The organism is Pseudomonas sp. Tn43, from assembly GCF_014192635.1.
Classification (GTDB): domain Bacteria; phylum Pseudomonadota; class Gammaproteobacteria; order Pseudomonadales; family Pseudomonadaceae; genus Aquipseudomonas.
The window spans coordinates 773,198-796,203 of record NZ_JACHYG010000002.1 but is presented as its reverse complement, the minus strand read 5'-3'; the positions used below and the strand labels follow the sequence as shown (position 1 = coordinate 796,203).

Sequence of the window (23,006 nt, the reverse complement as noted above, 5' to 3'; positions counted from 1 at the left end):
TAGCACTCTATTCTGAGGTCTGGGATGCAAAACTCCAAAAAGCTCTGCTGAGCGGTGTGCTGCCGCTAGGCCTTCTCACCAAAGAAAAAGGCACGGTGGGCATGCCCTGCAACTGAATGCTCACGAGCCCTGGAAGTGGGACTACTTCACTGAAGTGTGGCTGCACTGAGACTAAGCGACTGTCGACCTTCAGCCGTTCCCAGTGCGCATCATCAAGCTCAGTCACAGGAATCATATTAGCGCCCGCTTCAATGAGTGGATTAGCGATCAGGTCATAAAGCGCTGGGTGAAGTCCTCGCGTGAAAATCGCGACTGAGCGATTTGTTAGTTCAACTGGATTGATAGTGGAACGGGCGGCGAGTGGGTCTGAGCTGCCGACGATGATATCGAGAGAAAAGTTGCACAGCGTGAGGATCTCTAGATGAGGGGGAATCACGCCCATTACGAACGCCAAGTCGAGCCGACCTGATGCAACACGCTCAACCAAGGTCGGCGACCACCCGATCTCTAGCTCTACACGTACGTCCGAGTGCGCTGACGAAAACCGGTCGATTAAAGCTCGCCGCTCCCCAATCTGATTGCTATACGGCGGCGCTCCGATAGCTAGTCTTCGTTCGGTCTTCCTGCGGATCTGGCTAGCCAGCATGGATGCAGAATCAAGAGACAAAGCTACCTGTTTCGCGCCTTCGAGGAACTGAGCCCCTTGCTCAGTAAGTGAGACATGCCGAGTGGTACGGGCGAACAAAGCAAAGCCTAGTTGCTCTTCTAGCTTGCGTATCCGGCTAGACAACCAAGGCTGGGCGATGCCAAGCCTCATGGCAGCTCGACTAAAGGATACTTCCTCCGCGATGACCACGAACTGCACAAGCGTTCTGGGATCGATGCTCAACTGATTTCCTCAAGAGCTGCTGCTGATCGGTAATTCTACCGGTTTTAGTAACGCTTAGTGGATGGAGTGCTCGCGCAATTTATACGAAAACCGTCTAGATAATCTACTGATTCGTCTTAGACATCTAGAAGCGCTCGTAAGATATTGAGGCGAGACCAAGCGGCACACTCCTAAGACCGCTCTAGCAAGGACATCCTTGAAATGAAAATCCATGCCGCTGTAAGCCGCCAGAGCAAGCAACCCTTCAATTTAGAAGCTTTGGAACTTGATGATCCTCTAGACAATGAGGTGCTCGTCAGAATCGTTGGCGTCGGTTTGTGCCACACGGACGTCGTGTTCCGAGATCAAGCGGTGCCACATCCTCTTCCCGCGGTTTACGGGCACGAAGGCTCGGGAGTAGTTGAGCGTGTTGGCAAAGCCGTGACAAAGATAGCTCCTGGCGATCACGTTGTTCTTACGTTCTCCTCCTGCGGGCAGTGTAAAAGCTGCCTGCAAGGCAAGCCCTCGTATTGCCTTGAGTTCGGAAAGCTCAACGTAAGCGGAAGTAGACCTAACGGGGAAGCTACGCTGAAGGACGAGTCCGGAGAACGAGTTTGCGGATGCTTTTTCGGGCAATCTTCCTTCGCCAGCCACGCGTTGGCTCATGAACGAAATGTCGTAAAAATACCGAGGGATGTTCCTCTTGAGCTGATGGGGCCGCTAGGCTGCGGCATTCAGACAGGCGCTGGAGCCATCTTGAACGCGTTGCAGCCTAAGGCAGGCTCAAGCGTAGTGATTTTCGGCGCGGGCTCGGTGGGCCTGGCAGCCGTCCTGGCTGCGGCGATTCGCGGCTGCTACCCGATTATCGTCGTTGATCTCCAACCTTCGCGGCTTGAGTTGGCCATCGAGCTTGGCGGCACACACACAGTGAATGGCGGCGCAGTAGACGCAGTTGCTGCAATCCGCACCATCACCAACGAACAGGGTGCCGACTTCAGCGTGGAGTGCACTGGCGTCCCTAAGGTGGTCCGCCAAGCTGTTGATGCACTCGCAATTGGAGGCGTCTGCGGGGTCGTAGGCGCTGCACCAGCCGGTGCTGAGGTCGCCTTAGACATCAACTCGGTATTGATGGGCCGCACGGTCAAAGGTGTGATGGAGGGGGACAGCATTCCTGAGCTGTTTATCCCTCAATTGATTGAATTCTGGCGTCAAGGGAAATTCCCTTTCGATCGCCTTATCAAGTTTTACCCCCTAGCTGACATTAATAAGGCCATTGATGACTCCGAACATGGTGGAGTTCTCAAAGCAGTAATGCGCCCATAATAATAGGAGATGCGTTTTGAATTTTTTTAAAGATTACACCATGACGATCGCTGGCCGGGCAGCTAGTGCCTCGGAATTCCTGCAAGTTATCAACCCTGCCACTGAAGAAGTCATCGCTGAAGTCCCAGATATTTCCCGCGAGCAACTCGACCAAGCAGTTCAGTCAGCCCGAGAAGCATTCGGCCCGTGGCGCGCGCAACCACTCGAAGTCCGTCAAGGCCGGGTTAAGCAAATAGCTGACAAAATTGCTGAACATGCAGAAGAATTCGCTCAACTTCTGACTCGTGAACAAGGCAAGCCGCTGGCAGACGCACGTTTTGAAATGTCGGCGTGCATTCACTGGCTGACGGAAGTCGCTAAGCAGGCCCCTACGGTGGAGCTTGTCAGCGAAACAGCTGATCGCCGAATCGAGACTCACCACGTCCCGATTGGCGTGGTCGGGGGCATCGCCCCCTGGAACTTCCCTATGACCTTGTCGGTTTGGAAGATCGCTCCAGCCCTGGTCGCCGGCAACACCCTAGTCTTGAAGCCTTCCCCCTTCACTCCCCTCACGTCGCTCAAATTGGGCGAGCTTCTGCGAGATGTACTGCCACCAGGTGTTTTGAACATTGTGACTGGCGGTGATCGACTGGGTCCATGGATCACTGAGCACCCTGGCATCGACAAGGTAGCGTTTACCGGGTCGACAGCAACGGGTAAAGCAATCATGCGCAGCGCTTCGCTTAATTTGAAGCGAATCACACTTGAGCTTGGGGGCAACGACCCGGCCATCGTTCTGCCTGATGTGGATATCGAAAAGGTTGTACCACAACTCTTCTGGGCTGCTTTCCGGAACAATGCCCAGTTCTGCTTGGCCTCCAAGCGGATGTACGTGCACGAAAGCATCTACGAGCGCTTCAAGGAAGCCTTCGTCGCCTACGCCAAAACTGTCAAGGTAGGTGACGGCACCTTGGAAGGTACTCAAATCGGGCCAATCCAAAACAAGCCACAGTTTGAGAGCGTCAAAGCACTGCTCAGCGAAGCAAAATCTCAAGGTGTCAGCTTCATTCTCGGCGGTGATGTACCAGAAACCAAAGGCTACTTCGTTCCGATAGCGATCGCCGACAACCCGCCAGAGGATAGCCGTGTGGTGGCGGAGGAAGCGTTTGGCCCAGTCCTGCCACTCCTGCGCTACTACTCGACTGAAGAAGCCATTCAACGAGCAAACGCCTCCATCTATGGCTTGGGCGCATCGGTCTGGGGTAAAGATCTCGAGAAAGCTCAAGAGGTCGCGGACCAGCTTGAAGCCGGAACTGTTTGGATCAACACGATTCATGAACTGGGTCCGAATTTCGCTTTCGGCGGTCACAAACAGTCTGGCTTGGGCGTAGAGAACGGCTTGGCTGGTCTCCTTGAATACACCAATCCCAAGACCATCGTTCGCAACAAGATCCCTCTTTAATAGGTGGCTGACGTCATGGCTTCTTTAGACGCAAGGCCACTTGATGGCATCTTTGTGCTTGACCTCGTGAATAGGCCAATGGCCGCAGTCGGAAGAACATTGGCCGAGCTTGGAGCTGAGGTCTTTCATATCACTGCCGTCAGCGATGAAGTAGAAGAGACTGATCGCGAGGCTCAAGTCATTGAGCACACTCGGCATGTAGGGAAAAATTTGGTACGGTTGAACCCACTGAGCGCCGAAGGAGTTTTGCAGCTTAGCAAGTATCTTGAACGGGCCGACGTTATTCTGACGTCGCCTTCAACAGGCTTTGAAGATCTAGCCGGTGCACGAACGATTAGCCGGGATTTCCCTGCAAAAGTCGTGATGACAATCAGCGACTTTGGCAGAGGCACATCGTTCTCAAGCTGGATCGGCACTGATCCAGTCTTCTATGCCCTTTCCGGTGAGTTAGCGCGGTCGGGACTTGAGGGACGAGCCCCCCTACTTCCTCCTGCCAGCCTGGCAACGGCCGCGTCGTCGTCTCAAGCGACCTACAACGTTGTGGTGGCACTGTATAGAGCCCTGACCACTGGAAGTGGATGCCTGCTCGACTTTTCGACGCTCGATGGCGTCTGCCAAACGCTAGACCCTGGTTACGGCATCGGTGGGAGCGCCGCGCAAGGTGCACGTGCTTCTGACCTCCCAAGAAGCCGCCCGCCGAAAGGCCGCTTTTACCCAGTGCTCCGTTGTGCTGACGGGAAAGTGCGTCTGTGCGTACTTTCCAGCAGACAGTGGCATGGGATGTTCAAGTGGATGGGCAGCCCTGCACAGTTTGCTGATCCGAAATTTGAAAAGTTGAACGAGCGCTTCGACAGCCCTGACCTGACTCCAGCCATTGAGCGTTTCTTCTCCGCGCAAACTCGCGAAGAGCTGGAAGCAGGTGGTCGAGACCACGGCGTGCCAATCACAGCTGTCAGGTCCCTCTCCGAATTCATCAAATCGGATCACGTTATATCACGCGAGGCCGTAGTAGAGCTTGCGATGCCTGGCAGCCAACCTATCCAAGTACCAAACGGCGTGCTGGTGATCGATGGGCAGCGCATGGGGCCTGGAATCAGCACTGAATCATCCGTTGGGAAGAGCATCCCTAGGGCACTGGCTACGCGCGAAACGGACGCCCTACCATTCGCTGGACTCAAGGTACTGGATCTCGGTGTGATCGTCGCCGGAGCGGAAGCTGGCAGGCTGCTCGGTGATTTAGGCGCAGACGTAGTCAAGATCGAGAGCAGCGCCTTCCCGGACGGAAGCCGACAGGCCCTGAATGAAGAGCTGATGTCAGCCAGTTTCGCCGCGGGACATCGAAACAAGCGCAGCCTAGCTCTAGACCTCAAAAGTCCCGAAGGGAAAGCGCTGTTCCTGCGCTTAGCTCAACAGGCAGATGTGATTCTGTCCAACTTCAAGCCCGGCACTCTGGTCTCTTTGGGCTTGGACTACTCGACAGTTGTGCAGCACAACCCAGCCATCATCATGGTAGATAGCTCCGCGTTTGGCCCTACAGGGCCGTGGAGCCGCCGGATGGGGTACGGCCCACTCGTTCGCGCATCTGCCGGATTAACTGAGCTTTGGAGCTACCCGGACGAAAGCGATGGTTTCTCAGACTCCGTCACCATCTATCCCGATCATACTGCGGCGCGCTACAGCGCAATCGGAGTCACTTCCCTCCTAATTCGCAGGCTCCGCACGAAGCTGGGAGGCACTGCCAGCGTAGCGCAGACAGAGGTCATGCTGAGCCAGATGGCCGCTGAAGTAGCTCTGCTCTCAGCCTCAAATGAAGGAAAGACAATTGATACACCTTGGGGCGTATATCCCTGCAAAGGTGACGATGAATGGTGCGCTGTCACTGTTGAGAACTCTAAGCAGTGGTTCTCACTTGCAACTGCTATTGGGTTCAGCCCCGCGTCTGCACGCGACCTCAACTCCAAGCAGCACCGCGCGGAAAATCGCAGTTCTATCGAGTCAAAGCTCCTCTCCTGGCTTGCTAGCAGGACGCCCCTTGAGGCCATGACGGCATTGCAAGAGGTAGGTGTGCCGGCAGGCGCCATGCTCCGAGTTTCTGACATGCCGGATTTCGCTTATTTCAAGGAACGGAATTTCTTCCGAAAGGAATCCCACCCTTCACTCGATGAATGCTTCTTGACTGAGCGTGCTTCGATGCAGTGCGAAGAGATATCTGACCCTGCGGAAGTCCCAGCGCCGTTGATGGGAGAGAACACCAGAGAAGTCCTGTCAGATTGGCTGAGCATCTCTTTGTGTGAGATTGACAGGCTGGTCGCTGATGCCATTGTGGAAGTTCGTTAGTTCCTAGAAAGCTGCAATAGCTTGAGGATCAAATCAATGAATGCTGAAAAAAATGTTCTAGCTGAAAAGCTAGGCAGCGCTTTTGTCATCACAATAAATAGGCCAGAGGCACGAAATGCCATCAACGCCGAAGTTCATACAGCAATCGGCTTAGCACTCGAAGAAGCCGAGGCCGATCCAGATGTACGAGTAGTGATAATTACTGGGGCTGGGGACAAAGCCTTCTGCGCCGGCGCCGATCTTAAGGCAGTCGCCAAAGGTGAAAGCATCTACCCAGAGGACACCACGCAAAGAGCGTGGGGCTTCGCCGGCTTTGTTTCTCATCCTATCAGCAAGCCAGTTATCGCTGCCGTCAACGGATTTGCGTTGGGTGGGGGAACTGAAATCGCGCTTGCATCGGATCTCATCGTAGCCTCCGAGAATTCTGCATTTGGGCTTCCGGAGGTCAAGCGCGGGATCGCTGCCGCAGCCGGCGGCGCATTCCGGATAGTCGAACAGCTCCCAAAGAAAATCGGCATGGAGTTGTTGCTGACAGGAGACCCAATAACCGCTGAACGCGCCAAAGAACTGGGACTGGTCAACCAGGTTGTCCCCCAGCAAGATTTGCTCGCAGCAGCTTTGCGCCTGGCGAAGCGGATCAGCGAGAACGCTCCCCTATCTGTACAGGCCAGCAAGCGAATCGCGTTAGGAATTTCGAATGGTGTAATTGCATCAGACGCGCATCACTGGGAACGAACCGAGGAAGAAAACTCAAGATTGATGGCTTCAGCTGATGCGCTTGAGGGCACCACTGCGTTCGCGGAGAAACGCGCACCAATTTGGAGGGGAAAGTGATGACAACCACTAATCCTGAGTTGATCCCAGTAATTGTGGGAGTGGGTCAGTGCAATGACCGACCTGCCAACCTTCAAGAAGGACTGAACTCCACCGGATTGATGGAGAAAGCTCTCCGCTTGGCTGATATTGATGCAGGTCGAGGCTGGCTTGCCGACATCGATTCGCTAGCTGTTGTGAAACAGATCTCGTGGCCGAACCTTGGCGACATCGCAACTGATCTTTCCAGCCGCTTTCAAGCTCACCCTCGGTTTTCTACAACTACGCCCGAAGCGTCCGGTGACAGCCCTATTCGGCTTCTCAACGATGCGGCTAACCTAATTGGCTGCGGAAGTATCAAGGTTGCAGCCATCGTCGGCGGAGAGGCGCTGCGCACAGCCGCGCAATTGGCCAAAGCAGCTGCGGCTGTGGGTGAAGCCGCTGACTACGATCCGCTCAGAGATGCTTCAGCCGAAGTGTATGCTCCTGGGTATCGTGAAAAGTACGGCCTGGCGGTCCCTACTGACGTCTACCCGTTGTACGAAAACGCAGGACGAAAATTCTACGGCCAGACGCTGGCAGAAGGTCAGGCAGAGAGCGCCACCATCTGGTCAAATTTTGCCGAGGTTGCGAAGCATAATCCCGCAGCTTGGCTACGCAAGGGGGCGGCTGCCGAGGAGATTTTTACCCCATCGCTTTCAAACCGACCGATTGCGCATCCTTACACCAAGCTTATGGTCGCTAACAGCTCAGTGAATCAGGGAGCTGGCTTCATCGTGACGAGCCTTGCCGAAGCCAGACGGCGTGGCGTGGCCGAGAGCAAGATCATCTACGTAGGTCTCGGCGCTTCTGCGCACGAGCCAGAAGACGTCTTGGCACGAGATCGGTTCTTCCATTCTGTCTCGATGGAGACCTCAATCAATACCGCTCTAAGGCTTAACGACCTTCAGCCCCAGGATCTGAGCTTTATAGAGCTTTACAGCTGCTTTCCCTGCGTTCCCAAGATGGCTCGCCGGATACTGAGCTGGCCCGCGTCTGAGCCAGCAACTGTCAGCGGCGGCCTGACCTTCGGCGGAGGGCCAATCGGCAACTACATGTCCCACACAGTTGCTTCTATGGTGGAAAAATTGCGGATTGAAGGGAGGCACGGCCTGCTCTTCGCTAATGGCGGCCTCGCCACCCACAATCACACAATCATTCTCTCCAATTCACCTGTTGAAGGCGCCGAGTTTCCACAGGACTACGACTACCAAGCCCAAGCCGACAGTAAACGCGGCAAAATTCCGGTGGTCATTGAAGAGTACGTGGGCCCGGCAACCCTGGAGACGTACACCGTTCTGTACAACCGTGATGGATCTGCACGCTCGGGTGTAGTGGTCGCAAGGACTCCTGAAGGTGCCAGGACGCTCGCTATAGTCTCCGCGGGAGACCAAGCGGCAATTCGCCTGCTGACATCGGGGGAAGTAGAAGCCGTAGGCTCCACCGGAGTGATCGAGTCCGGCCTAACTGGCTTGCGTACCTGGAACTGCACCTAATCGGGCTAAGCCGCAGTCAGCTGAAACTCACCGACTGCGGCTTTCCACAGCTGTGCAAAAACTTGCTTCAATTGCCTGGCAGTGTGCTCAAGTCAGGGTAACCCGTGAGCGCCCACCCACCGTCAACGATCAGGCTTGCTCCCGATACCCCCTCGCTTTCTCGATCGCTCACCAAGCGACACGCGCCTGCCGAATTTAGGCGTAGCACTACCAAAGCTGCACAAAAAATATATGAGTGCAAATAGATCGTCTTTGTGCATAAAATGATTTGAGCGGCGATTTCGAGCCTTTAGAACCCTGCCGAGGAACGCAAGCTTCCATAAGGTCACTCGAAGCCCATACAGCTACACCAACCATAAGAACCGCCCGCCGGCCTCCAAAGGCCCCGCGGCGAAGGGCAACAGACAGCAGGAGAAAACTGATGAATGAACAGGTCGCCCGATTCGCGGCGCAGGTCAAAGCTTCACGGTGGTTGACTCGCGATCAATATCGCCCGCTTGACCGGCCAGCAACGTTTGTGGGGCCGATAACCCGAGGCTTGAGACGCCGAACTATCCTGATCCATATCATCATTTGCCTTGTCGGCGCCCTGCCCTTCATTGCCAGCCACTTCGGCCTGACTGAAGTCTCACCGAAGCTTGAACTTCTCGGCTGGACCTTATGGGCTCCAGGTGGAAGTTTCTTAGCTATGGGAGGATGGGGTATCGCGGGGTTTATTTTTACCATCCTGCTGTTCCGGTTCACTGTTTTTGTTTGGCTAATGACCGGCGCATTGATCCTGCCGCTCACCATCTGGATCGGCTCCGCAGCAGTCGCGAGCCTGATAGGTGAAAGCAGCTCCACGGAATACGGGCGCTTGGCTGTTGCTCTGTGCGTCCCGGTTTTCTGGTGCTACCAGTTGCTGGTGACAAAGTCAGATCAGCGAAAGGTCGAAAAATCACGGCTCGCGCGAAACGAGTGGTTGGAATACGAGCTGTCGCAGCTCGATCAGTCCTCATCCCCTCTTGCACTAGAAAAGGACCGGGAGTTGAGCCCGGAGTCAGTCCGCGCTGCAAGGTATTTGTTCGACCTTGCATTGCAACCCGTGGGAAAATTTGACGGTTTCGTGCGGATTGACAACATTCAGGGTGCAGCGCTGCGCTACCAGTTGAACTGGCTCAGCTACGGCCTGGCTCAAATGCAATGCAACATCACGCCTAACTTCCACGGCTACCTCAACCAAGCCCAGCGTTTCGCGATCGAAAGCTTGGCCCTCCCAGAGGTCTGCGGCTACTGGAAATACGAAAGCCTGGTGGGAAATTTCACCTGGACCCTCGATCCTATTGGCACAAAAGACAACGTGATGCTGACGGGCTGGTCGCTAATCCCATTGACCACCTACGCCGCGAACACTGGTGACACACGCTATCAGCAAGAAGGCAGCCTCAAATTCCAGCCTTCAAAAAATAATGAACGTCGCTTTTCGCACAGCGCGCACACTTTTGTTGAATCAATAGTCAATAATTGGAATCGCAACAGCCTGTTTCTTTACCCATGCGAACCACACTGGACTTTTGGCATCTGCAACATCTACGCAATGTGTGGTCTGTTCCCATACGACAGGACCAACAACACAGATGTGGCGGGCAAGCACTACGACGAGTTCATGAACAAGTTTGATAATGAATTTATAGCTGCTAACGGAGAGATGATTCCTATCGTTTCCGCAATGACAGGGTTGAACAGGTTCTCTAGACCGATGCCTGCTATTCAGCTCCTGAGCCAGTTCGCGGTCGCTTTCCATGGGAGCGCAGTCAGTCCAGCTTACGCTCGACAAACCTACGCTATTGCCAAGCGTGAGTTGCTTGAGGTGGCCGGTGGTCGAATTAAGCTGAAAACGCCTTGGTCGAAAGAGATGGACATCGGCAACTACAAGAAAAACCCAAGTTACACCCTGGCGAACATTGCTCAAGCAGCTGCCGAACAGGGTGATGAGGTCGTTCTCAAGGCAACTCTTGCTACTGCGGAGGATCTGCTGCCTCGTGGCAAAGATGAGCAAAAATTCTATTACGAAGAAATTTCCACCTCTTCGAACATTAAGCTTGCGACAGCTACGTGGTCCAAACGCGGTGACTGGCAACGGCTCATTAACGAGGGTCCTAGACGTGGAGCTTTCACTGGTCCCATTTTGTCAGACTGCTCCTACCCCCAAGTGCTTGTTGCCCGAGCAGTAAGCGATGGAAATGATTTGGATCTGGTCCTTTACAACGGTTCAGAACCAGGTGAGCAGACGCTGACTATCGAGCGCCTGCAACCAAATAGCTCTTACAGCGTCGAAGGTGCCTCGATTGACACTTGCGTCTCTGACGAGAATGGCCGCCTGAAAATTGCCGTATACCTCAGCGGCCGTACGCCTGTTCGATTTGTACTCTCGGGGAGCTAACCATGGTCTGTTGCGTGCTTGGTGCAATAATGATGTCTCAGCTGCTGGTTCTTTACCGATTCGTGAAACAGCACAGAACATTGTTGTGCGGAAGTTTCTTGGTTGCTGCAATAGGTTTAACACTTGTTCTTACCACGACACACGATAGCTCGCATCGTCATGAAACCACCGACATGGAACATGTGAAGCGCCATTAACGCTCGGTAGTTAATAGCTTCCGACACTTAGGTAACGCCCGCAACACAACAGCAAGTCTGACGCTCGATAGCGTCACGACTTGCTGCACCCTAAAAATAAGAAATTCGCAGGAGATGGAAATGCAATCACCCATTTGAACGCATCGCCCAATTACTAGCGACTTAGTTGCACATCACCAAGCAAGTGGAAAATAATAATGAACAAAATAGTCTTCTTCGCTCCTCTCACCGCCGCATGCCTTCTGCTTAGCGAGCAAACTCTTGCCAACGGTTTCGCTCTCAACGAACAAAGTGTGAGCAGCATGGGAACCTCGTTTGCTGGGCGTTCCTCTGCGGCCCTAGATGCCTCCACGGTTTACGGGAACCCTGCGGGCATGTCTAAACTCAAGGAAGAGCAAGCCTCGTTTGGCTTTGTTCTTATAGTACCCGACGTCGATATTAGCAACTACTCGGCCACGAATGCGGCCGGTCCGGTTTCCGGAAGAGTTAACAACGATATCACCCCACCCACCCCAATCCCGTTTAACTACTACGTCAAACCCCTGAATGACAAATGGCACTTCGGTTTTGGAGTGTTCTCACCGAGTGGCCTTAGCTCTAACTACGACAATGACTCAGCAGTTCGGTACCTTGCGGACAAGTCGGAGCTAACGGTAATTCACTTCCAGCCCTCCGTGAGCTATGCCGTCAATGAAGATTTTTCGATCGGATTGGGTGTGATCGCGAGCTACAGCGAGACACTGATGAGCGCACGGCTCCCAGGCACTGACGGAAAACTAGAGATCACCGGCGACGACTGGGGCTTTGGCTACGCCATTGGCCTTCTCTACCAGCTCACGCCTCAAACCAGAGCTGGCTTGGTGTACCGCTCAAAAGTGAAATACGACTTCAATACAAAGACGGAAATCAGAGATCTCGCGCCGTCGCTTGGCCCGCAGAACATGGACATCAATGGGAGCCTCAGCTCAACGATGCCTGAATCTGTCGACTTCTCAATCACCCACGAGATTGATGATCGATGGACCGTTTACGCAGGTACCACCTGGACTAGGTGGAGCAGATTCAAAGCGCTTACCGTGAAGAACCCCGGCTCGCCGTCCGCTCTGTTCGAAACGCTGGACCAACCGATGAACTGGCACGACAGCTGGTCCTACGCGCTAGGTGCAAGCTACCAGCTGACTCCTGAATTGGTGCTCCGGGCAGGCGTAGCGCTGGATGACTCGCCAGCAGGTAGCACTCAGAACGTTCGCTTCCCAATTGCTGATCGCAAGAGCTTCAGTCTCGGCGCTGGCTGGAAAGCAAGTGATCAGATTACTGTCGATGTGGCTTACGCTTACGTGAAGCAAAAGGACTTCACGCTAGTTCAGCAAGATGAAATCGGCAACAGCTTCCAAGGTGACTACGCCGCCGCTGGGCATGGATTTGGGATGCAATTGAATTACCGGTTCTAACGCATCACTGTGCCGTAATAGCGGCGAGATCTCCTCGCCGCAACTATCCAGATCAGCAGTTAGCCAAGGAAGGCTGTGTCCCCCCGTTCATCCACGTCAGGCCTTCCACTGTTCCTGCTTTAGGCACGTATTCAGCTCCGACCCACCCCTTGTAGCCAGCCCTCGCAACAGCTGCGAGTAAAGTACTGTCTGGCTCACTTCGACCGTGGAGGTTCGCTATTTGCACATGCGACGCTTGGTCAGCGTACTGCGCTAGACAGGACTCCGCAGGCAACCCTTCTACCGCGGCGTGGTACAAATCCAAAATCAGACCTAACCCATGAATTTGCTGGGCCCAGTGCGCAGCGCTTGAGAGCGAACGGATGAAATATCCAGGCACCGCCATCTGGTTAATGGCCTCGATCACTATCTTCACATCGTACCGCCGCGCTTCTTCTACAGCCCACTGCATGTTGTCCACGAAACGCCCGCAGGAGGATGCATAGTGGGTTTGATCGACCACACCTGTAAGCACATGCAGAAGAGGAGCCGTGGCGATAGACGCGAATTCCAGCCCCTGCTCGAGCGCGTCTCGAAAGTCAGCCTCGCGACCGATTACAGCCGCAACGCCTTTTGTGCCGGCGATGACAGGAGCAGTCGCCAGTACCTGGATGAGATCGTTTTGACGCAGAAGGCCTGCCACGCGTTCAGCTGACATGCCTTGTGGGTGGCTAAACTCGACAGCCTCAAATCCGGCGTCACGGGCAGCTGCAAATCTATCCGCGAATACCCATTCCTGGAACATCAATGTCAAACTAGCAGAAAATTGGACCACGCAACGTCTCCAACCTTGTCTCGCAGCGAGCCAGCTTATAAAGGAAAAGCTGGCCACTCCCGCATTAAAATTTCGTCGCACACCTTTGATCATCGATCGAAGGTCCTGGGCTCTCAGCGCAAAACATCACGCCCAAGAGGCATGAATTTTACTCAGGGCGTCGAGCCCGGCTTGGACGACTTCGATGTCCAGCTCAGACTTGAGCCCGCTAACGCCGACCCCGCCTACCACCTCGCCATTTACCACTATTGGAAGCCCCCCCTCTATCGGGAACACTCCGTCGATCATTGATGCTCCAAGACGGCCTTGGGCAACCATCTCCTCGAAAAACTTGGTAGGACGCCTGGTCACTGCTGAGCTTCGCGCCTTATCGATCGCTGTCTGCACTGACGAGTTCGAAGACCCATCCATTTTCCTGAAGGACAGCAGTACGCCTGCGTCGTCCACGACGGCAATCGATACCTTCCAGCTCTCTAAATCGGCCTTATCAAATGCGCCTAGGGTGATGATTTCTGCCTCTGCCAACTGAAGCCGCTCAACGCTCCGCATACGTCTCTCCTTCTGAATGAAATTAGCCACAAACAATTTTAGTGCATAAAAATATACTTTGCGCACAAATCTCATATCCAGGCGTTTCCGGCACGCACCTATAAGGGTGGGCGTTCTCAGGCTCTTGTCCAAATCAAGCGAGCCGCCGTTAATAACAAATAAAACGTGACAAATCTCACGCTTCAATCGTAAATGCTTGCCAATGGCGAAAAACTATGCCCAATTTTGATAATCATGCTTTGCATCAACAAGTGTTTTGCGCATAAAATACTCTTCATGCATATTTTTTTGGATAACCTCTCATGAACGCCCCCGCCAGTGCGCCACTCATCGACGTCGCATTGATGAAAATGAAGAAAGCTATCGTCTGCTGCGAATTAGCTCCGGGCGAGAAGCTGAAGGTTGCGGAGTTATCTAAAGCCTATGGCTTAAGCAGCTCACCCATCCGAGAAGCGCTCAATCGGCTTACTCAAGATGGGATTGTTGAAGCCAGCGAAAACAAGGGGTTTAAGGTCGCCCCTATCTCCAAAGAGGACTACAAGGAGATCTCCAGACTGAGATGCCTTCTTGAGACAGAGGCCCTGAGCGAATCAATTCAGCACGGTGACGATGAATGGGAGGCAGCAGTACTTGGAGCCTTTCACAGACTTAATCTTATTGAAAAGAAGCTCACAGGCAGCACCCTGGCGCTGGATGATGAGTGGTCCGCGCGGCACAAAGCCTTCCATTTTTCGCTATTCGGTGGGTGTAGCTCGCACTTGCTACTGCGCATGGTGGACTCGCTCTTCGACAGGGCCGAGCGTTACCGTCGCTTCTCTGCGCACCAGCGCGTCAAATCAAGAGATAAGTCGGGAGAGCATCAAGCGCTTATGAACGCAGCGCTGGAGCGGGATTCCGAGAAGGCTGTGGTGCTGCTTCGCAATCACATCACAAGTACCCTGGACCGCGTTGTGGAGGCTATTGATCGGCAGGATGCCACCCTCCAGTGATGCAAAAGGACCCTCCGCTTCTTCACTATTGCGTGGATAGTGTGAAACGAAGGGGTTATTGCCTTTTACAGTACAGCGAAATCAGAAGTTCACCAGCTAAGGCTCATGCGCACGAGAGGTTCTTAGACGGATGCTCGGCTGACGCCGCTGCGGGGGTAAGTGCGTTAGCCAGCGACTCCAGCAGCTTGACCGCACCTTGCGCCGTCACTGCCCCACCGTAAACGTAGTGATCCGGTCGCACGACGACTACTTCACAGCCTCGAGCTTCCATCCAACTCGATAGCACTCCGTCAACTTCCTGGAAGTCGTCAGCGGTGCGAAGCCCCTTGGCAGCTTCAGTGACAAGACGGACAACCTTGAATGGCAAGCGGTTGATGGCCTCACTTTCGCTCATCTGCTTGAGCACACGGGAAGGCTCGAAACCTGGTGCGAATACTAGCCGCAGCGACTGACCGGTGAACACATCCAGAAGCGCTTTCGATCCGGTGCTATCAATGACCATAGGCTGAGGGAAAAGCTCGCCAGCCGGCGAGTGTTCGTCGCTAATCAAACCTGTCGTGAGGCCAGGAATCAGCGATTGACGGATTGTGCCACCTGGGTTTTCAACCATCAGTTTGAGCAACTCAGCATCCCGAGCTGCCGCCCGCACACTGTCACGTTCACAGATCACCTTCCCAAATTCCTTTGCGGCCAACGTCGTTTTTTGCACGTGAGGAATTCGCTCAGCCTGATAGGTGTCAAGCAGGCTCGCTGAAGCAAGACCTTTCTTTACGAAAGCAAGCTTCCAGACGAGGTTCAGCGCATCTCTGATCCCTTGGCACATGCCTTGCGCCAAGAATGGAGGGGTCATATGCGCAGCATCCCCAAGGAAGAAGATATTCCCTACCTTCCATTTCTTGAGGATCAATGCGTGGAACCGATAGGCTGAAGCCCGCCAAATCTTGTAGCCGCCATCTGGCAGCCACCGATCAAGCAACTTCTTGATAGCTTCTTCTTTAACGACTTCAGCAGGCAACTCGTCCGGGTTGATCATGAACTCCCAGCGACGGTGCTGACCAGGACCCACCACGAATGTGCAGGGGCGTGAAAGCTCACAGAATTGGACGTTAGTCTGCGGCAGATCCTGACCAGCACCTTCGTCCAGGAGGACGTCGACGACTAGCCACGGCTCGTCAAAGTCGAGATCTTCCATTTCAAGATTGCGGTCCATGCGAATCGGGCTTGTGCCTCCATCGCAAGCAAGCACGTAATCCGTAGTGACTTCGCGCTCCCGTCCGTCTTTGCTTCGGATCTTGAGAGTAGCCAGCTTATCGCTATCGTCTACCTGCAAAACTTCCCCCCCCAACTCAACCGTTACGCCTTCGAGGTGCATCAGTTTGCTTCGGAGAGCTTTTTCCAGCGGGGGTTGTGAGAACACATAGTTCGGCGCCCAGCCCAGTGGATGCGGGGGCTTGGACGAGTCGATTCGCTTGATCAGATGGGAACCAGTCGTCCTGTATTCCGACGGCCGGTAGGGCATGATGTGGTCTGCAAGCTCATCGGCCAGATGAATGTTGCCGAGAACTCGCATCACTTCGTGGTCAAACCCGATTGCTCGGGGATTTGCATAGACGTCTTCTGACTTATCAATGATGAGGGCTTTGAGCCCCCACATCCCGGCCAGGTTTGCACAGAGTGCGCCTACCGGGCCCATCCCAACAATTACGACATCGTAGTGCATGACGTACTCCGAATTTTATTGTTATTGAGAGTGACACCTAGGTCAGCAAGCTTGAGCGCAACACTAGGCGTCAGCCATATTCAGTTACCGCAGTATCGCGGTTAGCTCAGAGATGAACTGAGCTTGACGCGTTGCGCCTCTATTCGCTCACGAATCGATTGCATCCATTCCTCGCGGGTTTGGAAGCCGGGACGGCGTCGGCACATTGCCTCAGTTTGGGCCAAAATCGCCTCCACAGGCTGATCCAGATCTAGTGGCTCACGGCAAGGTTGAGCCGTGTAGAACGGCGCATCAACATACACTTCGATCGGGTTGTCTTCGGGGTCTTTGAAGTACAGCGACCAGGCATTGCCATGGTCGACCTGTACCAACCCAGTGATACCGTTCTTCTGGGCGAACTGGTAATAGGTCTTTAGATCCTCAAGGGAATCCAACAAAAACGACAACTGATTGATCGGGTTGAAAGGCAGATCGGTAGGCTTGCCATCAAACAGAACGACTTGGTGGTGAAGCTCGGGGTTCTGGGTCATGAAAAACAAACGATGCCCAGTGGAGGCAACCCCTTTGTCACTCACTACAAAGCCCAACACTCGGCAGTAGAAATCAACCATGTTGTCCAGATCAGCGCAGAAAACGCCAGTGTGGGTAAAGTTGATGGTAGGTAATGCCGTCATCTTATTTCTCCGGTTCTTATGATTGTCTAAAAGGAGCCATCAAGCTTCGTCAATGACACTGTTGGACAGCGTACCGATCTCAGAAATGACTACCTCAAAGACATCACCTGGCTTGAGGAAAATTGGTGGGGTTCGCTTGAAGCCGATGCCGCTTGGGGTACCAGTTGCCAGGATGTCACCCGGATTCCAAGTAAGAGCCTTCGAGACGTAAGAAATCAGGTGCGGGATGTCAAAGGCAAGCTCCGACAGCGAGCCCTCTTGTAGTTGCTCACCATTCAGAATGCCGCGCACAACAAGCTGGCGGTAATCAGGAACTTCAGCAGCCGGAACAAGCCACGGGCCAAGCGCACCGGTCTTACGGAAGGTTTTCCCCATTCCGTACTGGTGAGTATGGAATTGCCAGTCACGCACGCTCGCATCGTTGAAGCAGGTGTAACCCGCTACGTGATCCATCGCATTCGATGGATCGATGTGAGCACCGCCCTTGCCGATCACGACAGCCAACTCGGCCTCAAAGTCGAACTCATTCGAAACCTTGGGTCGCACCAGAGGCTCATCATGGGCCAACAACGTCTCAGCAAACCGCTGGAAGATAACCGGGTACTGACCCACTTTACGGCCAGCTTCCTCAGCGTGCGCAACATAGTTGATGCCCACGCAAATCACTTTTCCAGGATTTGGAATGACAGGGGCAAAAACGATGCTGGAGACTGGGTAATCCGCCTTGGCGCTCTGTACCTGCAAGCCCGCTTGCTGCACAAGTCCTGGATCAGCAACCAGCGAGGCAAGATCAGGTGTCGCCGGGAAGCGCTTAGTCAGCTCGACCACCCCACCCTCAACGATAGCGCCGTAGTGGGCTTTACCCTCTTTGTAATAAGAAATCAGCTTCATATGGCTTTCTCCACTTTTGTGCACAAAACGTTATTTCTTGCACCATACACCATAAGATGCATAATGGAATAGACCTGTTAACCAAATGAGCACCAAAGGCTCAAGGTATGGAGTATTGAGAGATGTCGTTAGTGAAGGTTCGGAAGGTTAAGCTGGATGTCGAAACGGTCTACCACGAGGGTGGGCCTGCCGTAGCCCAGCCGCTGACAATTGCCGTAGCCACCGCAGTGGTAGCTAACCCCTACGCTGGTGGATACGAAGAGAACCTGCTCCCGTTCATGCAAGAGCTGCGTGCGCTCGGGGCAGATCTGTCGGAGCGTCTTATCGCTGCACTAGGAGGTGCCAAGCACGTCCAGGCCTACGGAAAAGGTGCAGTGGTAGGTGAGGACGGTGAGTTGGAACACGGCGCTGTATGGCATGAAGCCGGCGGTTGGGCGATGCGAGAAGCGCTCGGAAATCCCCTTGCGATCGTACCTGCTGCAAAAACGATCGGCGGGATCGGCACCCGCATCATGATTCCGCTTGGCCACATTCAAGCCGCCTACGTTCGAAGCCACTTCGGGGTAGCAGAGATGACTGTCTGGGACGGTCCACGCCGCGGGGAAATTGCTTTCGGTCTAGCAATGGCAACCGGTGGTCGTATACATGCTCGCCTGGGCGGCTTGGAAGTGAGCCAAGTCAAAGGAGAAGACGGCCTGCGATAACCCTGCTGCACGTTTCTAAGCGCGTCCTCGACGACGCACGCTTATTACAAAAACAACAGAAGCTGGAGATGTGAAATGACAACAACAATGCGTGCCGCGCGCCTTTACGAAGGCGGTCAGCCTATGGTTGTGGAAAACCTGCCTGTCCCCTCGATCCGTCCGACCGAGGTCTTGGTAAAAGTGAAGGCCTGCGGGATCGTCCCGAACCTCCACAACATCCTTACAAACTGGGTCAAGTGGTTCCCACAAAACCCTCTGCCAAAGCTGCCAGCCATTTTTGGTCTCGACCCTTCCGGGGTTGTCGAACAAGTGGGCGACCAGGTCTACGACTTCAAAGTAGGTGACCGAGTTTACGTAAACCCTGGCCGCTATTGCGGGTCCTGCCGCGCCTGCCGGTCAGGGAATTTCGTCGCCTGTAATGCCTACACGTTCAATGGGTACTTCGGCTTCACGCCACGGAGCCCACGGATGTTCGAGGACTACCCATACGGCGGTCTGTGCGAATTTATTCCAGCCCCTCAGTACAGCCTCGTAAAACTCCCAGACAACCTGGGCTTTGAAACGGCCGCCAGGCTGGGTTACTTGGGTACTGCGTACAAAGCACTGCTCAAAGCCAACGTAGGGCCAAGCTCGACGGTGTTGATCAACGGCATCAGTGGGACTCTGGGCCTCGGCGCAGTTGCATTGGCGTTAGCGATGGGTGCTCGCAAGATCCTCGGCACGGCTCGAAATGTTGAGCTTTTCCAGAAGGTGAAAGATCTTGCCGCCCCTGGACGTATCGAGATCCACACCCTGGGTAGTTTACCAACCAACGAGTGGGTCAACGAAGTTACTCAAGGCGAAGGGGTTGACGTCGCAATCGACGCTCTCGGCCCTGGTGCTCCACACGAAAGCTTGGTTCATGCGCTCAAATCGCTGCGCCGGGGTGGGCACCTCGTGAACATTGGCGCTGTCGCGGGAGAAGTGCCCATCGATCTGCACTGGATCATGGACAACGACATTCAGATCAGTGGGTCCGCCTGGTTCACCACTGGCCAGGGTCAAGCTATGGCTGACATGGTTGGTTCAGGTGTGCTGGACCTCTCTTTCTTCGAGAACCAATCCTTCTCCCTGGATCAGGTCAACAACGCGATTTCCGGCATCGAGAATCGCCACGGTGGCTTCAGCAACTACGTCATCTGCCCTTGAGATTAAGCAGCGAGGGCTTCCCCTCGCTTCTTCAAGCCATACGCAGCCTTCATCGCGAGAAAACTAATGAAAATTAGGCGCATCGTTACGGGTCACGATCAATCGGGAAAGTCAGTGTTCCTATCGGACGGTGAGGCTCCACGCGCTCACTCGTTTGCTTCGATTCCAGGGCACGCTATGGCTCAGCTCTGGACCACTCCTCCGCGCCCAGTGCCAGTTTCACTCCAGAGTGACCCAACCTTCAACTCGCCTTCACTGCTTCCACCGCTAGGTGGCACAAGCATCGCAATCTTCGACTTCCCTCCCGACTCAGTCATGGCAAATCCCCTTGATGGTCAGAGCGCAGCAGCGGAGTTAGGTCAGCATCTCCCCGGCCTTTTCGACACTTTCGACTCGAGCAACCCTGGAATGCATACAACCCCAACTATTGACTACGGCATTCTTCTCGAGGGTGAGCTGTGGCTGGAGCTAGACGATGGTGAATCTCGACGGGTCTTGCCTGGTGATGTGGTAGTACAACAAGCCACTCGACATGCTTGGCGTAACAAGAGCGACAAGATAGCTAGGGCTCTCTTCGTAATGATCGGATGCCACGAGGCCTAAATGCGATAGCAGGCTGCTCCCATTTTCTCACGCCACACAAGTGAGCCACCGGCTGCGGCGCGTGAAACGTCTGGGGCAAGCGTTGTCTCTCCACCACCGCCTCCATCTAGATCGACCTAAACCAGCAGGTAAAGGACATCATTCTGTGACATCAAAAATTAAAAGCAGCTTTGTAGACGGCTCGTTTGTTTCGTACGACCACGGCACTGATCTGCTGGAAAATCGGAATCCATCCAACCCTAGTGAAGTTGTTGAACGTTTTGCAAGAGCAGACAAATTGCTTACAGAGCGGGCAATTCAAGCGGCCCGAAGTGCCGCTCCCGCCTGGGCTCGGAGTAACCCGCAACTGCGAGCGGACGCTCTTGACTTTATCGGGAGCGAGATCCTCCAACGCAAGGAAGAGCTGGGCGCCCTTCTGGCTCGAGAAGAAGGCAAAGTTCTGCGCGAGGCTATCGGCGAAGCAGAGCGTGCTGGTCGATCCTTCAAGTTTTACGCTCAAGAAGCGCTGAGAGCCGAAGGTGAAAAGTACCCATCCGTCCGGGACGATGTTGGGATTGACGTTTTTACCCAACCACTTGGCGTAATCGGGATCATCGCGCCCTGGAATTTTCCTATCGCAATTCCGGCCTGGAAGATTGCTCCCGCCCTGTGTTACGGCAACTGCGTGGTTTTCAAGCCAGCGGAACTCGTGCCCTCGTCCGCCTGGGCTCTTGCGGAGATCATCTCTCGTTCCGGCGTGCCAGCGGGCGTGTTCAACATGCTGATAGGCCCAGGACGCAGCGTGGGAGACACCATCATTCGCTCTCCAGAGATCGATGGCATCAGCTTCACTGGCTCCGAGCACACTGGCCGACAAATCGCCCAGCTGGCCGCAGAGGGAATGAAGAAAGTGCAACTAGAAATGGGGGGAAAAAACCCGCTGGTTGTATTGGACGATGCTGACCTGGACGTAGCAGTTGAAGCAGCGCTCAATGGTTCGTTCTACAGCACGGGTCAACGCTGTACCGCAAGCTCCAGACTGATCGTCACCGAGCAAATTCATGACCGTCTCGTAGCAGCTCTAGCCGAAAAAACCCGTGCACTGACAATCGGTGATGCGCTGAACGCAAGCACAAATGTTGGTCCTGTCGTAGACGGCCGACAGCTAGAACAGAACCTTTCCTATGTCCGCTTTGGCCTCGAGGAAGGTGCCAAACTGGTGTGCGGTGGCGAGCACCTACATCATGAATCTGGAGGTTTCTTCTTCTCACCAGCGCTTTTCACTGACGTCAGCCCAAAGATGCGGATCTACCGGGAGGAGATTTTCGGCCCCGTTCTCAGCGTGCTGAAAGTAAAAAACTATGAGGAGGCATTTGCCGCAGCGGAAGATACACCTTTTGGCCTGTCTGCCGGGATCATCACCACGTCGCTGAAGCATTCCGAGCACTTCAAACGTAACAGCTCAGCTGGCATGGTGATGGTAAACCTGGCTACGGCAGGCGTGGACTACCATGTGCCATTTGGTGGCAATGGTGCTTCGAGCCTAGGCTCTCGAGAGCAAGGCACGCACGCTAGGCAATTTTTCACCCGTGTGAAAACGGCGTATCAACTCGCCTGACTCCACACGAGCGGCAACAGGTATGCCGGCGGCGATCAAGACCCGATCGCCGTCGGCATCGGCAGTTCCTGCATGCGTCAGGACACAACTCGAAGCGCTTTGCTCAAGTTCTTTTGGCAATCCAATAGCGCAGCTCTGATCCCAGGCATCGACTTTTCCATCCTCCCCAGACAGGGCCTACAACGTCGACGGCATAGTCACCCTGCGCGGTCTTAAGACCGACCGCCGCAGCACCTACCCGAGCATCAGCGGTTGCAGTTGTTCAGCGTCGAGTTCGACTTCCAGCCCACGGTCAGTGCCAGGCCTATGGAATGCTCCCTGGTTCAATCGCCGTGCTGCAAGCCAGATGCCTACACCATCATGCACCAGTACTTTCATCCGATTGGCGCGTTGGTTGGCAAACAGATAGGCGCAGTGCGGCTTCGCCACACCAACTACCGCCATCACCCGGGCCAGCGCCGTATCAGTACCTGCGCGCACGCCCATGGGCTCGGTGGCGAACTATATGGCGCCGATACGCATCATCGAAAAAGACTGCGAGTGAAGCGGGCGCAGCCGTACGGGTCGGAGACGGGCCATCTGACCGTGTTGGAATTGTCGTCCAGCGGCGGCGTGATAACTATCACCTCATCAGCGTGACGCTTGCGCATCGGTTGCAGTGGCACGAATGCTGGCAGCGATGCTGCGCGTTTGTCGCGGTAAATAAGCAGCCACTTGCGGAAGACGTTGGCGTTGATGCCGTGGCTGATGGCGACGCTCGAAACGTGGCGCCAAGTTGGAGGCATTCCTGCACAACTTGGATTTTAACGGGTTTAGACTAAGAGCATCGTTGGGGCATGGAAATCCTAGCAATTAGAGTAATCGCGTCCGCTAAAACTGATCTGACCCCG

The 23,006-nt window shown here is 54.5% G+C and carries 20 protein-coding genes; 12 read left to right on the top strand and 8 right to left on the bottom strand.

The window, feature by feature from the left end:
* Positions 1 to 7: 7 nt before the first annotated feature.
* The gene (locus FHW68_RS07910) at positions 8 to 889 is read right to left on the bottom strand and encodes a LysR family transcriptional regulator (protein WP_183679741.1); all 882 of its coding nucleotides are present in this window, start codon (positions 887 to 889) and stop codon (positions 8 to 10) included.
* 201 nt (positions 890 to 1,090) lie between these two features.
* Here FHW68_RS07910 and FHW68_RS07905 point away from each other — a divergent pair, with 201 nt between their 5' ends.
* From FHW68_RS07905 to FHW68_RS07875, 7 genes are all read left to right on the top strand, one after another.
* Entirely contained in the window at positions 1,091 to 2,191 is a 1,101-nt protein-coding gene (locus FHW68_RS07905; RefSeq protein ID WP_183679739.1) for an NAD(P)-dependent alcohol dehydrogenase, read from the top strand.
* A gap of 16 nt (positions 2,192 to 2,207) precedes the next feature.
* On the top strand, positions 2,208 to 3,632 hold the full coding sequence (locus FHW68_RS07900) for an aldehyde dehydrogenase family protein (RefSeq protein ID WP_221217048.1): 1,425 nt from the start codon (positions 2,208 to 2,210) through the stop codon (positions 3,630 to 3,632).
* Between the two features lie 15 nt (positions 3,633 to 3,647).
* Complete coding sequence (locus FHW68_RS07895) at positions 3,648 to 5,969, top strand: CoA transferase (protein WP_183679737.1); 2,322 nt, start codon at positions 3,648 to 3,650, stop codon at positions 5,967 to 5,969.
* Positions 5,970 to 6,005: 36 nt separating this feature from the next.
* Positions 6,006 to 6,803, top strand: coding sequence for a crotonase/enoyl-CoA hydratase family protein (locus FHW68_RS07890; protein ID WP_183679735.1), 798 nt, complete (start codon positions 6,006 to 6,008; stop codon positions 6,801 to 6,803).
* Positions 6,803 to 8,317 carry an acetyl-CoA acetyltransferase gene (locus FHW68_RS07885; RefSeq protein WP_183679733.1) on the top strand — a complete coding sequence of 505 codons (1,515 nt, stop codon included), beginning with the start codon at positions 6,803 to 6,805 and terminating at the stop codon, positions 8,315 to 8,317. Before FHW68_RS07890 ends, FHW68_RS07885 begins: the two co-directional genes overlap by 1 nt.
* Positions 8,318 to 8,738: 421 nt before the next feature.
* The gene (locus FHW68_RS07880; protein ID WP_183679731.1) at positions 8,739 to 10,739 is read left to right on the top strand and encodes a hypothetical protein; all 2,001 of its coding nucleotides are present in this window, start codon (positions 8,739 to 8,741) and stop codon (positions 10,737 to 10,739) included.
* A gap of 394 nt (positions 10,740 to 11,133) precedes the next feature.
* Complete coding sequence (locus tag FHW68_RS07875; RefSeq protein WP_183679729.1) at positions 11,134 to 12,387, top strand: OmpP1/FadL family transporter; 1,254 nt, start codon at positions 11,134 to 11,136, stop codon at positions 12,385 to 12,387.
* Positions 12,388 to 12,439: 52 nt separating this feature from the next.
* Here the strand turns inward: FHW68_RS07875 and FHW68_RS07870 are convergent, their stop codons facing one another.
* Together FHW68_RS07870 and FHW68_RS07865 are read right to left on the bottom strand one after the other, a co-directional pair.
* Positions 12,440 to 13,294, bottom strand: coding sequence for a TIM barrel protein (locus tag FHW68_RS07870; RefSeq protein ID WP_183679727.1), 855 nt, complete (start codon positions 13,292 to 13,294; stop codon positions 12,440 to 12,442).
* A 33-nt stretch (positions 13,295 to 13,327) separates the two neighbouring features.
* Positions 13,328 to 13,936, bottom strand: a complete 609-nt coding sequence (locus FHW68_RS07865) for a heme-binding protein (RefSeq protein ID WP_183679725.1) — start codon at positions 13,934 to 13,936, stop codon at positions 13,328 to 13,330.
* Positions 13,937 to 14,052: 116 nt separating this feature from the next.
* Between FHW68_RS07865 and FHW68_RS07860 the strand changes: the two genes are divergently transcribed.
* Positions 14,053 to 14,739, top strand: coding sequence for a GntR family transcriptional regulator (locus tag FHW68_RS07860; protein WP_183679723.1), 687 nt, complete (start codon positions 14,053 to 14,055; stop codon positions 14,737 to 14,739).
* A 103-nt stretch (positions 14,740 to 14,842) separates the two neighbouring features.
* Here the strand turns inward: FHW68_RS07860 and FHW68_RS07855 are convergent, their stop codons facing one another.
* The 3 genes from FHW68_RS07855 to FHW68_RS07845 all read right to left on the bottom strand — a co-directional run bounded on the left by FHW68_RS07855 (position 14,843) and on the right by FHW68_RS07845 (position 18,024).
* On the bottom strand, positions 14,843 to 16,459 hold the full coding sequence (locus tag FHW68_RS07855) for a bifunctional 3-(3-hydroxy-phenyl)propionate/3-hydroxycinnamic acid hydroxylase (RefSeq protein ID WP_183679721.1): 1,617 nt from the start codon (positions 16,457 to 16,459) through the stop codon (positions 14,843 to 14,845).
* Positions 16,460 to 16,560: 101 nt separating this feature from the next.
* Positions 16,561 to 17,133 carry a VOC family protein gene (locus FHW68_RS07850; RefSeq protein ID WP_183679719.1) on the bottom strand — a complete coding sequence of 191 codons (573 nt, stop codon included), beginning with the start codon at positions 17,131 to 17,133 and terminating at the stop codon, positions 16,561 to 16,563.
* 39 nt (positions 17,134 to 17,172) lie between these two features.
* Positions 17,173 to 18,024 (bottom strand): fumarylacetoacetate hydrolase family protein, encoded by an 852-nt coding sequence (locus FHW68_RS07845; RefSeq protein ID WP_183679717.1) that lies wholly within the window; start codon positions 18,022 to 18,024, stop codon positions 17,173 to 17,175.
* Positions 18,025 to 18,146: 122 nt separating this feature from the next.
* On the opposite strand from FHW68_RS07845, the gene FHW68_RS07840 reads away from it, so the two are divergent.
* The 4 genes from FHW68_RS07840 to FHW68_RS07830 all read left to right on the top strand — a co-directional run bounded on the left by FHW68_RS07840 (position 18,147) and on the right by FHW68_RS07830 (position 22,116).
* Positions 18,147 to 18,728, top strand: a complete 582-nt coding sequence (locus FHW68_RS07840) for an amino acid synthesis family protein (protein ID WP_183679715.1) — start codon at positions 18,147 to 18,149, stop codon at positions 18,726 to 18,728.
* Between the two features lie 75 nt (positions 18,729 to 18,803).
* The gene (locus FHW68_RS07835) at positions 18,804 to 19,916 is read left to right on the top strand and encodes an alcohol dehydrogenase catalytic domain-containing protein (RefSeq protein WP_183679713.1); all 1,113 of its coding nucleotides are present in this window, start codon (positions 18,804 to 18,806) and stop codon (positions 19,914 to 19,916) included.
* A gap of 66 nt (positions 19,917 to 19,982) precedes the next feature.
* Positions 19,983 to 20,519: a cupin domain-containing protein gene (locus FHW68_RS27505; protein WP_409258742.1), complete on the top strand. Its 537-nt coding sequence runs from the start codon at positions 19,983 to 19,985 to the stop codon at positions 20,517 to 20,519.
* Between the two features lie 145 nt (positions 20,520 to 20,664).
* Positions 20,665 to 22,116 (top strand): aldehyde dehydrogenase family protein, encoded by a 1,452-nt coding sequence (locus FHW68_RS07830; RefSeq protein WP_183679711.1) that lies wholly within the window; start codon positions 20,665 to 20,667, stop codon positions 22,114 to 22,116.
* Between the two features lie 234 nt (positions 22,117 to 22,350).
* Here the strand turns inward: FHW68_RS07830 and tnpB are convergent, their stop codons facing one another.
* Positions 22,351 to 22,602 (bottom strand): IS66 family insertion sequence element accessory protein TnpB, encoded by a 252-nt coding sequence (gene tnpB, locus FHW68_RS07825; protein ID WP_183679709.1) that lies wholly within the window; start codon positions 22,600 to 22,602, stop codon positions 22,351 to 22,353.
* A gap of 35 nt (positions 22,603 to 22,637) precedes the next feature.
* Complete coding sequence (locus tag FHW68_RS07820; protein ID WP_183679706.1) at positions 22,638 to 22,901, bottom strand: hypothetical protein; 264 nt, start codon at positions 22,899 to 22,901, stop codon at positions 22,638 to 22,640.
* Positions 22,902 to 23,006 lie beyond the last annotated feature (105 nt).